The following is a 12,474-nucleotide window of genomic DNA, read 5'->3' on the forward strand; positions in this document are numbered from 1 at the left end:
TTCCTTTACTGTGCGACGACGGCGTGTGCGGCGGGGATGGCTGACGAGCTCACCCGTTTGCGGAACACCCAGTAGGTGTAGCCCTGGTAGACCAAGACGGCCGGGATGCCGAACAGCGCCACCACGCTCATCACGCCCAACGTGTAGCCGGAGGACGAGGCCGATTCCACCGTCAGGCTGAACGCCTCGTCGAGGGTGGAGGGCAGCACCGTGGGGAACACCGCGGTGAAGATCGTCACCGTCCCGGCGACCAGGAAGATGCCGAGCCCGGCGAAGGAGAGTCCGTCCCGGCCGGCTTTGGCCAGCAGCCAGGCGGCCACCGCGCCGACAGCGGCAACCAGCAGTGTCACTACGGTGACCGTCTTGCCGTTGCGCAGCACCAGCGCCGCAGCCCACGCGGCCAGCGGCAGCAATCCCACCGGCAGCCAGCGCAGCACCAGTGCCTTGGCCCGCAACCGGACGTCGCCGTCGGTCTTCAAGGCCAGGAACGCTGCCGCGTGCACCAGGCAAAAGCCCACCACGGCCAGCCCGCCGAGCACGGCGTAACCGTTGAACCAGGCGAACGCTCCGCCCACCCGGTCGCCGTTGGCGTCGAGGGGCAGCCCGGTGGTGGTCAGGCCCAGCATGGCGCCGACCCCGAAGGCTGCGACCAGCGAGCCCAGCGCGATCGCCCAGTCCCACCCGGACCGCCAGCGGTCGGAGTCCACCTTGCCGCGGTATTCGATGCCAACGGCGCGGAAGATCAGGGCCAGCAGCACCAGGACCAGGGGGATATAGAGGCCGGAGAACAGCGCGGCATACCACTGCGGGAAGGCCGCAAAAGTGGCGGCCCCCGCGGTGATCAGCCAGACTTCGTTGCCGTCCCAGACCGGGCCGATCGTGTTCAGCAGCACGCGCCGTTCGGTGTTGTTCCGGGCGAAGCCGCGCATCATCATGCCGACGCCCAGGTCGAAGCCTTCCAGGAACAGGTAGCCGGTCCAGAAGAAGGCGATGACGATGAACCAGACAGTGGGCAGGGTTTCCATGTAGTCCTCTTATCGTTCCGTGGGAGATAAGTTCAGTAGGCGAAGCTGAGCACATCATCGGCGCCGCTGTCCTTGACGCGGCCGCCGGTGCCGTCGCCGCCGTCCGGGCCGCCGTCGTCGTCCTTCTCCGCGCCTTCCGCGGTCGATCCGTGCTGCAGTTCAGGCATCGCCGAGGGCACACCGCCGCGGCAGTAGGTCGCGAGCAGCTTCACTTCCACCACCAGCAACGCGCCGTAAACCAGCGTGAAGGCACTCAGCGAGAAGATCAGCTCCCCCAGTGAGACGCCCGGCGAGACCGCGGCGGCGGTGAACATGAAGACGTTGTCGATGCCGTCCGGATCCGGGTTGGGCGCGACGACGAACGGCTGGCGGCCCATTTCCGTGAAGATCCAGCCGGCCGAGTTCGCGCCGAACGGCGCCAGGATGCCGAACACGGCCAGCCGCATCAGCCACTTCGACTCGGGCACGGTGCCCTTGCGCACCACCCATAGGGCGACGACGGCGGCGGCCGCTGCCAGCATGCCGAAGGTGATCATGATGCGGAAGCCCCAGTAGGTAACCTCCATGACCGGCACGTAGTCGATTTCGGTGCCGGCACGCTCGCCGTAGATCGGATTGTCCGGCAGGTGGGTGCCAAAGCGTTCCTGGTACTCCGGCAGCAGGGTGTTGATGCCGCGGATGTCGGTGTCGAAGTCGCCGTTGGCCAGGAAGGAGAGCATCCCGGGCAGTTCCGCCACGGCCACCATGTCGCTGCAGTCGTTGGACCCGAGGTCGCCGACCGAGAGGATGGAGAAGCCGGTGCCGTCGTGGCAGGCGGCCTCGGCGGCGGCCATCTTCATGGGCTGCTGGTCAAACATAAGCTTGGCCTGCAGGTCACCCGTGAGGGAGACCCCGGCAAAGGAAACAACCGCGACGACGGCGCCGATCCGCAGCGAGCGGAGCCAGACCTTGTGGTCGGCCGCGTCACGGCCGCGGGCTGGATCCGAACCGACGACCACGCGGCCGTCAGCACCGACGGTGTCGATGCCGTCGCGGCGGCGCTTCCACAGGTGGTACCAGCTGATGCCCAGCAGGAAGCCACCGGCAACCGAGAGTGCGCCGAAGATCGTATGCGGGAAGGCCACCAGCAGGGTGTTGTTCGTCAGCACGGCCCAGACGTCCACCATGACCGGCCGCCCGTCGATCATTTCGACGCCGACCGGGTGCTGCATCCAGGAGTTGGCGGCCAAAATGAAGTAGGCCGAAGCGATGGTGGCCAGCGAGGCACACCAGATGCTGAGCAGGTGCACGGCCTTGGGCAGCCGGCCCCAGCCGAAAATCCACAGGCCCAGGAAGATGGATTCCACGAAGAACGCAAGCAGGGCTTCCATGGCCAACGGGGCGCCGAAGACGTCGCCGACGAAGCGGCTGTACTCGCTCCAGGCCATGCCGAACTGGAACTCCTGGACCAGACCGGTGGCCACGCCCATGATGAAGTTGATCAGGAACAACTTGCCCCAGAACTTGGTCATCCGCAGGTACTGGTCCTTGCCGGTGCGATACCACGCCGTGTGCATGATCGCGACCAGCAGCCCCAGACCAATGGTCAAGGGCACCATCAGGAAGTGATACACGGTGGTGATGCCGAACTGCCACCGCGCGATTTCCAGTGCTTCCAACCCGTGCCTCCCGGACTGACGTGCTTCCCGGACGAGTCCGGAACCATTTCTACAACCTGTAGAACTTAATCTTCTACGTACTGTAGAACATTTGCCCGAAAGACGGTAAATTAGAGACCAAGAGCACGGTCGCGGGAAGGTTCCGCAGGCCGTGGATGCGACGTTAAGAGACGAAAAGGAACCAAATGGCTACTCTCGGAGATCTGGAACGGGCAGTCATGGACGTGCTGTGGTCCCAGAACGCCGCCGATTCTGAAGAAACCGGGCTGACGGCCAACGAACTGCGCGACCTGCTGGCACAGACCACCGCCGACGGAGCGGACGGCAAGGAACTGGCCGTTACGACGGTTCTGACAGTGCTGTCCCGGCTGGAGAAAAAGGGACTGGTCCAGCGCGGCCGGGATATCCGCCCACACCGCTACCGGGCCGTCACCAGCCGCGAAGAGCACACCGTGGAGCTGATGCATGAGGTTTTGGGCTCGGCGCCGGACCGCGAGGCCGTCTTGGCCCGCTTCATCGGCACGGTCAGCGAGCAAGAGGCCGAGGCACTGCGCAAGATCCTCTCCTCCAGCTAAAGCCGCATGTTCCTGGCCTCCTACCTGCTGGCCGCCTTGGCGGTAATTCTGGCGTGGCCGGCTCCCATCATGCTCTCGCGGGCACGCTGGACCGCCCGCAGCCCCGAGACGGCACTGGTGCTGTGGCAGGCCATCGCCTTGGCCGGCGGGTTGTCCATGATCGGCGCCATGCTGACGTGGGGGCTGGAACCGCTGGGGGAAAACCTGCTCCAGGGTCTCCGTGGCCTGACCGGCCTGCTGCTGGACGACAGCCCTGCTGCCGGACTTGACCTGATTCACGTGTTCGCGCTCAGCGCGGCCCTGCTGCTGACCGTCCATTTGGTCTTCACTTTGCTGCTGACCTACTACAAGATCCGCAAACAGCGCGGCCGGCACCGCGACCTGCTGAACTTGCTCAGCTCCCCGTCCGCAGACTCCCCGCGGACCCTGGTGATCAACCATCCGGCGCCGGTCGCCTACTGCCTGCCGGGCGGCGGCGGCTCGGTCACGGTGCTCTCCAACGGACTGCTCGAGTTGCTCTCCCCCGAGGAGCTGCAGGCCGTGATGACGCACGAAAAGGCGCATCTGGACCAGCGCCACGACCTGCTGTTATGGGCCTTCGCGGCCTGGCGGTCAGCGCTGCCGTGGCTCCCCACCTCGAAGCTGGCCCGGACGGCCGTGAACGAACTGACCGAGATGCTCGCAGACGATCACGCCTTGAAGACCTCGGACCGTGAGACACTCGTGCGGGCTATCGCCGTCGTCGCGGCGGGCGAGCGGCCGCAGCCAGGGGCAGGGGCCGTGGCCACCGGCGTCGGCGACCCTGCGAAGGCGTTGCTCGGCGCCGCAGAGACGGAAACCTTCGTCACGGCACACCGGCTGCGGCGGCTGCTCTCCCCCGTTCCAGGCCTCGGCCGCCCCGCCCAATCGGCGGTGCTGCTGGGTTCGGCGCTGCTGCTGGCGGTGCCGACCGTGCTGCTGGTGGCGCCCGGTCTGGCGTCTTAGGCGTCGATCCGTTCACGGTCCAGCATGGAGGCTCCTGCAACGATGAACTCCTTGCGCGGTGCCACATCCGACCCCATCAACAGGTCGAAGGACCGTTCGGCGGCTTCGGCATCCTCGACCCGCACCCTGCGCAACGTGCGATGCCTCGGTTCCATGGTGGTTTCGGCCAACTGGTCGGCGTCCATCTCGCCCAGCCCCTTGTACCGCTGGATCGGCTCCTTGTACTTCCGGCCGTCCTGCTCCAGGGTGGCGAGCAGCTTGTGCAGCTCGTTTTCAGAATAGGTGTAAACGACTTCGTTGGCTTTGGATCCGGCGTTGATGATCTCCACCCGGTGCAGCGGCGGCACCGCGGCGTAGACCCGGCCGGCATCCACCAGCGGCCGCATGTAGCGGAAGAAGAGGGTCAACAGCAGCGTGCGGATGTGCGCGCCGTCGACGTCGGCGTCGGTCATCAGGACGACCTTGCCGTAGCGGGCGGCATCCAACTGGAAACTGCGGCCGGATCCGGCCCCCACCACCTGGATGATGGCGGCGCATTCGGCGTTGTTCAGCATGTCTCCGACGGAGGCCTTCTGAACGTTGAGGATCTTGCCGCGGATCGGCAGCAGCGCCTGATGGTCCGAGGAGCGAGCCAGCCGGGCGGTGCCCAGGGCACTGTCGCCCTCAACGATGAACAGCTCGGACCGTTCGACCTCGTTGGTGCGGCAGTCGATCAGCTTTGCGGGCATGGTGGATGTCTCCAGCGCATTCTTCCGCCGCTGCGTCTCCTTGTGGACGCGGGCCGAGATGCGGGATTTCATCTCGCTGACAACCTTCTCCAGCAGCAACGCGGACTGCGCCTTGTCCCCCCGGTTCGACGAACCGAGCTTCGCTGCCAACTCCTTCTCCACCACGCGCGACACGATGGCCCGCACGGCCGAGGTGCCGAGGATCTCCTTGGTCTGGCCTTCGAACTGCGGCTCGGCCAGACGGACGGTGAGCACCGCGGTCAGGCCCGCGAAGACGTCGTCCTTCTCGATCTTGTCGTTGCCCGCCTTGAGCTTGCGGGCGTTGGCCTCGATCACCTTGCGGAAGGTCTTCAACAGCGCCTGTTCGAAACCGCTCTGGTGCGTGCCGCCCTTGGGCGTGGCGATGATGTTCACGAACGATCGCACCGTGGTGTCGTAGCCGATGCCCCAGCGCAGGGCCACGTCCACCTCGCAGTCGCGGTCGACCTCGGTAATTTTGCTGTGGCCGTTTTCGTCGAGCACCGGAACGGTTTCCTTGAACTTGCCCGAACCGTGGAAGCGCCAGACATCGGTGACGGCACTGTCGTTGGCCAGGTAGTCGACGAACTCGGCGATGCCGCCGTCGTGGTGGAACACCTCTTCGAACGGACCGTTTTCGCCAGGGGTACCGGGCATCTTGCGCTCGTCGCGCAGCGTGATCTTCAGCCCGGGTACCAGGAAGGAGGTCTGCCGGGCCCGATTCTGCAGCTCTTCGTAGGAAAACTTCGCGTCAGGGGTGAAGATCTGCCGGTCTCCCCAGTACCGGATGCGCGTGCCGGTCACACCGCGCTTGGCGGTCCCCACGACCTCCAGCTTGGAGCCGGTGACAAACGGCTCGAAGGTGGACTCCGGACCGGGCCCCTTGGCCGGGTCGATGAATTTTCCGGGCTCGCCGCGCCGGAAGGACATTCCGTAGGTCTTGCCGCCGCGGTCCACCTGGACATCCAGCCGGGAGGACAGCGCGTTGACCACGCTGGCGCCCACGCCGTGCAGGCCGCCGGAGGCGGTGTAGGAGCCGCCGCCGAACTTTCCGCCGGCATGCAGCTTAGTGAACACCACTTCGACACCGCTCAGACCGGTCTTCGGCTCCACGTCGACCGGGATGCCGCGGCCGTCGTCGTGAATCTCCACGGCCCCGTCCGGGTGCAGGGTGATCTTGATGCTCTGCCCGTAGCCTGCCAGGGCCTCGTCCACCGAGTTGTCGATGATTTCCCAGAGGCAATGCATCAATCCGCGGGAATCGGTTGAACCGATGTACATGCCCGGCCGTTTGCGGACGGCTTCCAGTCCTTCCAGGACGGAAAGATGGCGTGCTGTGTACTCAGACTTCGTTGGCGCCACGTGTAAAGGTGCTCCTTGGCAAGACAGAACTGCGGTTCCTAGCCGCGGCCCGCCGCGAATAACGGACCGTTACTAGGCTAATCCCCTTTGCCATCGCGCTGGTGCACCGCGCCGAGCCGAGGCGCGGCATGTGACGCAGCTCCCTGCTGTTACCCAGATGTGATACGCGGTGAGCGAAAGTGACCTAAAGATGCGAAGTTTTGCGGGGTCCGGATGGTTGTATGGATAGACGCACTCGTAAGGAGGTCATCATGACAACAGCAGTAGCCCCCCGTGAACTGACCGCAATGGACCGTTGCGACCGTTGTGGCGCTCAGGCCTATGTACGGGTGGTCCTGGCCTCCTCTGGCGGCGAACTCCTCTTCTGCGGGCACCACGCCCGGCAGCACGAGCCGCAGCTTCGCTCGAAAGCCTCGGAGTGGCAGGACGAAACCGGCCGCCTGACCGAAAAGGCCGGCGCCAGCGCCTCATAGGCCCTGCCGGAATAGCTGCCGGCGCAGCCTCACCGCGCGCGGCAAGGCTTGACAGGCACCCACGTTGAAGGGCGCCGTTCCCCCAAAGGGAACGGCGCCCTTTACTTGTCCGGTGGGCCGGCGGTTCCCGACGGCGGCACACCGCGGCTTGTCCTGCCGTGTCATCGCCGATGCGTTTACGGCAGCAGGGCCGGTCCCCCTCTCGGGGAGCCGGCCCTGCTGCTGCATTGTGGAGTTGTGGGATCAGTCCAGGTAGTCGCGCAGTACCTGCGACCGCGACGGGTGCCGCAGCTTGGACATGGTCTTCGATTCGATCTGGCGGATGCGCTCACGCGTAACGCCGTAGACCTTGCCGATTTCGTCTAAAGTCTTCGGCTGACCGTCGGTCAGGCCGAAGCGCATCGCCACCACGCCGGCTTCGCGCTCGGACAGCGTGTCCAGCACGGAGTGAAGCTGCTCCTGCAGCAAGGTGAAGCTGACCGCGTCGGCGGGAACTACAGCTTCGGAGTCTTCGATCAAGTCGCCGAACTCCGAGTCGCCGTCTTCGCCCAGCGGCGTGTGCAGCGAGATCGGCTCTCGGCCGTACTTCTGGACCTCGACGACCTTTTCGGGGGTCATGTCCAGTTCCTTGGCCAGCTCTTCGGGCGTAGGCTCGCGGCCCAGGTCCTGGAGCATTTGGCGCTGCACGCGGGCCAGCTTGTTGATGACTTCCACCATGTGCACCGGGATGCGGATGGTGCGGGCCTGGTCCGCCATGGCGCGGGTGATGGCCTGACGGATCCACCAGGTTGCGTAGGTGGAGAACTTGAAGCCCTTGGTGTAGTCGAACTTCTCGACCGCGCGGATGAGGCCCAGGTTGCCTTCCTGGATCAGATCCAGGAACAGCATGCCGCGGCCGGTGTAGCGCTTGGCCAGCGAGACAACCAGGCGCAGGTTGGCTTCGAGCAGGTGGTTCTTGGCTCGCTTGCCGTCGTGGACAATCTGCTCCAGGTCACGGCGCAACCGCGTTTCCATGGTGCCGTCGTCCTTGGCCAGCTTCTCTTCAGCAAAGAGACCGGCCTCGATCCGCAGCGCGAGGTCGACTTCCTGCTCAGCGTTGAGCAGCGCGACCTTGCCGATCTGCTTCAGGTAGTCCTTGACGGGGTCCGCGGTAGCACCGGCGGAGACTACCTGCTGGGCGGGGGCATCGTCGTCGTCAGCATCGGAGTAGACGAAGCCGGAACCGGTTTCGCCTTCCTTGCCCTTCTTGGCACCGGCTTCCTCGGTAGCTTCGACATCTTCGTCCGCGGGATCCGTCTCTACTTCCGAATCTTCGTCGACTTCTTCCGTGGCCGCTTCGGCGGCGCCCGCATCCTTCTTGGCGGCAGCACCCGGCTTTCGGCCGCGCCGCTTGGGAGCGGCTTCTGCCGCTGCCGCTGACTGGGCGCCGGTGCGCTTGGCAGTCGCGGACTTCTTCGGAGCGGAGGCAGCAGTCTCCTCATCGGGAGCTGCAACAGTCTTCTTGTCCGGTGACACAGAGAACCTTTCGTACGGCGGTCTGTGACGCTACCTGCGGGCAACACCACTATGACCCTGTCAAGTCCGTGTTTGATTTCAAACCAAGTCACGGACACAGGGTCTGCATGGCATAACCTGATCCGCGGCTGCGGTATTCCCTAAGGAAGTACCGCTGTTTGAAACACGAACCCAACCGGGTCTCGGTTCCCATTGTCTCACGATTCAGTCCGCCGGAAGAACCGGATTTGGCCCCGCTTCCGTCGCGGCTACGCGGCCAAATGCCTCCGGCCGGGCCAAGCCGTCTCCCGCCGGCGCGCCCACATCGGCAGCATCCCGCTGCCCGCCAGTTCCTGAACCAGCTCGGCGAGCCGGTATCCGGGCAGTTCACGCAGACACGCCTCGGCGCGCTGGTGGGCATGCGAACCGCGGCCCCTGGCCCATTCGATCCAGGCGTGAAGCGTTCCGGCAGCAGCGCGCGAGCGGCCGGCCCCCACGGAATGTAGCTGTGCGAGTAATTGCGCCGTGGCGTCGACACGCTCCCAATCCGGTGCCTGGTGCGAGTCACCGACCAGGATCTTCGACAGGTCCCGGGCTGCCGCAGGATCCCCGGTCTCCGGCAACGGGGCGCATTCCGCCTCCGCGTTTGTGCGGGGATCTGGCTCAGTGAGGAGCCCCGCCGCTCGCGCCCACAGGAAAGCGGTCTCGAGACCGCAACAGGCGAAGATGGCGATGGCGTCACGTACCGCGTTCTCGGTCAGGCTCGCGAGCAGGAAGGCTTGAGCTTGAGCAGTCATGCTGCCCGCCTGGTTCGCGGTCAAGGAATCCTCCCACCGGCGGAGGGTATAGAAGTAGAAAGACGGTGAAGTCCAGCTTCCGGCAAGTCCGTCGGCCAACTGGCCTGTCTCCCCCTGTAGGGCCGCCGGCGGATACGAGACCGCGGATGCGGCACCCGAAGGCGTTTCTCCGGCAGATCCAGTCTGGATGGACCCGGCAGTTGGGTGTGCCCTGCGGGACGTTGCCGGCGCTGGCCCGGCTGTGGCCTCCGCCGCCGACGCCGCATACGTGCTGCCGTTGTAGACGAGTTCGGCATTCAATGCGCTGTCCCGGATCTGCGACACCGGTCGCCCGGGCAACGGGCAGCAGGCGGTGTCGGGGCAGTACAGTTCGCGCCAATGTCTATTGCCGACCGTCCAACCGCTGCGCACCGGCAGCCCAACGGCATCCAAGGAACGGCCGAGGGCGGCAACGAGTTCGGCATGTGGCGGCCGGTCCGGCGTGCGCCATGCATGGTCGGTGTAGAGGATTAACAGCGAGGAGTCTGCGTCCTCATCGGAACGCAGGTAGCCAGCCGCGGTGTCGGCGAACAAATCCAGGTGGCAGTTGTCCCCGATATCGGGAAGATCCAGGCGCAGAGTGGCGCCGAGGCGGCCGCTGGAGAGGGACAAGAGCACCACGCTGCGGGAGGGCATGAATCCCAGCGTGTGCGGCACGAAGCTCAGGACGTCGACGGACTGGCGTGCCGTGAATCTCTTTTTCTCCATGGCAGGAGCTTGCCGCCCCGGCGTCTTCAGCGGCTACGCAACGGATGGAGCATGTGGACAAAGGGGGTCGCTGCGGGCCCTGTGGAGGGAGGCTGGTCAGCCGCGCCGGCTTCCGCCGCTCCCCCGGCGTTCCCGGATCCGTTCGCGCTGCCTGCGCCGCTCCCTGGCCAGTGCATCCCGCAGCGGCGGCACAATGACTCCGCCATGGGACATCCGTGTCCGCACCCGTTTGCGCACCGTCAAAATAGCCAGCGTGCCGCCGATCAGGAAGACAAATTGGAGGCTGAAGGCCAGCTTGAACGAGTCCAGCGCATACAGCTCGCCCTGCGAGAAACCGCTGGCCAGCAACGCATCCAGCACAATCCCCATGCCGAACATCACCAGCAGCGCAGAAATGAAACCACCGACGTTGACGATGCCGGTGGCCGTGCCGGCCCGGCTGAGCGGATTGAACGTCCGCGCGAAATCGAAGCCGATCATGGATCCCGGGCCTCCGACGGACACCGCCATCACCAGCAGCAATAGCAGCCAGAACGGTGCAGGGCCGGGATATAGCAGCACACACAGCCATGCGGCCGACATTGTTCCAATGATCAGCAGGACCATGGTGGAGCGTCGCAACGGATGCCGGCCCACCCAGCCGCCCAGTAACGGACCCGCAACGAAGGATGTCAGCACCGCTACCGTCATCAGCGCAGAGGCTGCCGACGGGCTCAGACCCTGGGCGGAGACGAGGAACGGGTAGCCCCACATGAGCATGAATACATTGGCCGGGAACTGGACCGTGAAATGAGTCCACAGCCCCAGCCTGGTGCCTGGTTCCCGCCAGGCGTCGGCTAGGGATGCCCCGGTCTGGCGCAGGGTCGGCGGCAACGGCTTCTTCAGTTGCGCCGGCTCATTGCGGACCACGGCGAGCGCCAGCACGAAGGCCAGGGCGGACATCGCGGCCACGGAGAGGAACGCCGGCGTCCAGCCCGCAAGGTTAAGGATTGCCACGAAGGGGATGACGCTGATCAGTTGGCCGATTTGGCCCAGCTGGCCGGTGAGCTGGGTCAACAGTGGAATGCGCTTCGCACTGAACCAGCTGGGCAACAGCCTCAGCACCGACACGAAGGTCATCGCGTCGCCGGCTCCCACGAGGATGCGGCCTATCAGCCCCTCCGGAACGGACGATGCAAAGGCCAGTGCGGTTTGCCCGGCCAACATCAGCAGGGCTCCACCGGCCACCATCATCCGCGGCCCGTACTTGTCCACCATCAGGCCGACGGGGATCTGCAGCCCTGCGTACACCACCAGCTGGACCACGGTGAAGGTCGACAGCGCGGCGGCCGTGGCGTCGAAGCGTTCGGTGGCCTGCAGGCCGGCTACGCCGAAAGAGGTGCGCTGGGTGATCGCGACCAGATAGGCGAAAATCCCGCTTCCCCACACCCACCATGCACGCCGCGAATCCATTGCTCCAATATTGCCCGCTTCCCGGGGCGCAGGACTAATCGGAGGTTCCGGGCTCGGCGGAAGACTCCTTGCCCCCGTCGTCGCCGCCGGCGGGCTGCGTGGCGAGGAATGCTTCTACCGCGGCGCCGAGCTCGTCGGCGTCGGGAAGCTCTTCGTTGTCCTTGACCAGCAGGGAACGGCGCTCTTCGTGCCCGGCATATTCGTCGTAGCGCTCTTCGAGGCGGACCACGACGCGCTGGACATCGGCTGAGTCCTGTACCTGCCGGTCAATCTGTCCTTCGACGTCGCGGCCGTTCTCGCGCAGCCGGTCGGTCGGGAGCACCAGCGAGGTCGCGGCGCCGAGGTATTCCAAGGCGGCGACGGCGGCGGGCGGGTACTGGGCGTCCGCCAGATAATGCGGCACATGGATGGAATAGCCCACGACGTCCCGGCCGGCCTCGGCCAGCCGCATCTCCAGCAGCGGCCCGATGCCAGCCTGCAATTCGGCTTGGGGCTTCCAGGTGGTGATGCCGTTGATCAGATCCTGCCGGGAACCGTGGACGGTGACACCAATCGGCCGGGTGTGCGGCACCGGCATGGGCAACGACTGGACCCATGCGACCAGGCGCGTCTGGAGCCGGTTGGCCAGCCAGACGACCGCACCGGAGAAACGGTCCCATTGGTAGTCGGGTTCGGGACCGGTCAAGAGCAGGAACGGTGTGCCGAGCCCGTCGACCAGCCGGTAGAGCTCGATGGCGGGTGCTTCGTAGTCAGTGAAGTGATCCCCCGCGAAGGTGATTTTGGGCCGCCTGCTGCGGTAGTCGACCAGCTGGTCGGCATCGAAGGCGGCAACCAGCTGGGCATCGAGCTCGTCGAGCAATTCGTCGCCGATCTGCTCCACCACGTGACCTGCTTCGGCTGCCCCGGTGAACCCCATAATGAGGTCAAGCCCGCGCAGCGCGGGTGAATCGAACAACTCAGCGTTGGTCGACATCAGCGACCGTGGATCCAACAATGTTCCCTCCTCCTCCGGCATCATCTTCCCTGCCGTGCATGGCCCTATGTAATGCCAGCGCCCGGGCCGCCCGAAAAATTCCGCGGCTGCGGACCGAGTACAAGACGTCAGAAACAGCGCATCCGTGCGGGAGAGACTACGATCGACAGGTGCAGGCCCTGTTCCGG

Annotated in this window: 10 protein-coding genes; 3 read left to right on the forward strand and 7 right to left on the reverse strand. The window is 65.6% G+C overall.

What is annotated here, in order from left to right; translation table 11 throughout:
• Nucleotides 1-5: 5 nt before the first annotated feature.
• Together cydB and MNQ99_RS11765 are read right to left on the reverse strand one after the other, a co-directional pair.
• On the reverse strand, nt 6-1,025 hold the full coding sequence (gene cydB, locus MNQ99_RS11760) for a cytochrome d ubiquinol oxidase subunit II (protein WP_241913074.1): 1,020 nt from the start codon (nt 1,023-1,025) through the stop codon (nt 6-8).
• Nucleotides 1,026-1,057: 32 nt separating this feature from the next.
• Complete coding sequence (locus MNQ99_RS11765; RefSeq protein ID WP_241913075.1) at nt 1,058-2,683, reverse strand: cytochrome ubiquinol oxidase subunit I; 1,626 nt, start codon at nt 2,681-2,683, stop codon at nt 1,058-1,060.
• A gap of 185 nt (nt 2,684-2,868) precedes the next feature.
• Here MNQ99_RS11765 and MNQ99_RS11770 point away from each other — a divergent pair, with 185 nt between their 5' ends.
• Nucleotides 2,869-3,258, forward strand: a complete 390-nt coding sequence (locus tag MNQ99_RS11770) for a BlaI/MecI/CopY family transcriptional regulator (RefSeq protein ID WP_127514357.1) — start codon at nt 2,869-2,871, stop codon at nt 3,256-3,258.
• A 6-nt stretch (nt 3,259-3,264) separates the two neighbouring features.
• Nucleotides 3,265-4,242, forward strand: a complete 978-nt coding sequence (locus MNQ99_RS11775; protein WP_127514359.1) for a M56 family metallopeptidase — start codon at nt 3,265-3,267, stop codon at nt 4,240-4,242.
• Here the strand turns inward: MNQ99_RS11775 and MNQ99_RS11780 are convergent.
• Nucleotides 4,239-6,350, reverse strand: a complete 2,112-nt coding sequence (locus MNQ99_RS11780) for a DNA gyrase/topoisomerase IV subunit B (protein WP_241913076.1) — start codon at nt 6,348-6,350, stop codon at nt 4,239-4,241. The two genes, MNQ99_RS11775 and MNQ99_RS11780, sit on opposite strands and share 4 nt — an antisense overlap.
• 251 nt (nt 6,351-6,601) lie before the next feature.
• On the opposite strand from MNQ99_RS11780, the gene MNQ99_RS11785 reads away from it, so the two are divergent.
• Complete coding sequence (locus MNQ99_RS11785) at nt 6,602-6,823, forward strand: DUF7455 domain-containing protein (protein ID WP_127514364.1); 222 nt, start codon at nt 6,602-6,604, stop codon at nt 6,821-6,823.
• A gap of 243 nt (nt 6,824-7,066) precedes the next feature.
• Here MNQ99_RS11785 and MNQ99_RS11790 read toward each other — a convergent pair whose 3' ends face one another.
• From MNQ99_RS11790 to MNQ99_RS11805, 4 genes are all read right to left on the reverse strand, one after another.
• A complete protein-coding gene (locus MNQ99_RS11790; RefSeq protein WP_127514366.1) occupies nt 7,067-8,338 on the reverse strand; it encodes an RNA polymerase sigma factor in 1,272 nt (423 codons plus the stop codon).
• A gap of 248 nt (nt 8,339-8,586) precedes the next feature.
• Nucleotides 8,587-9,861: a DUF4192 family protein gene (locus MNQ99_RS11795; protein WP_127514368.1), complete on the reverse strand. Its 1,275-nt coding sequence runs from the start codon at nt 9,859-9,861 to the stop codon at nt 8,587-8,589.
• Nucleotides 9,862-9,957: 96 nt separating this feature from the next.
• Nucleotides 9,958-11,313, reverse strand: a complete 1,356-nt coding sequence (locus MNQ99_RS11800; RefSeq protein WP_241913077.1) for an MFS transporter — start codon at nt 11,311-11,313, stop codon at nt 9,958-9,960.
• A 34-nt stretch (nt 11,314-11,347) separates the two neighbouring features.
• Nucleotides 11,348-12,331 (reverse strand): proteasome assembly chaperone family protein, encoded by a 984-nt coding sequence (locus MNQ99_RS11805; protein ID WP_422387452.1) that lies wholly within the window; start codon nt 12,329-12,331, stop codon nt 11,348-11,350.
• Nucleotides 12,332-12,474: the final 143 nt, after the last annotated feature.

The organism is Arthrobacter sulfonylureivorans, assembly GCF_022637435.1.
GTDB classification, from domain to species: Bacteria; Actinomycetota; Actinomycetes; order Actinomycetales; family Micrococcaceae; genus Crystallibacter; species Crystallibacter sulfonylureivorans.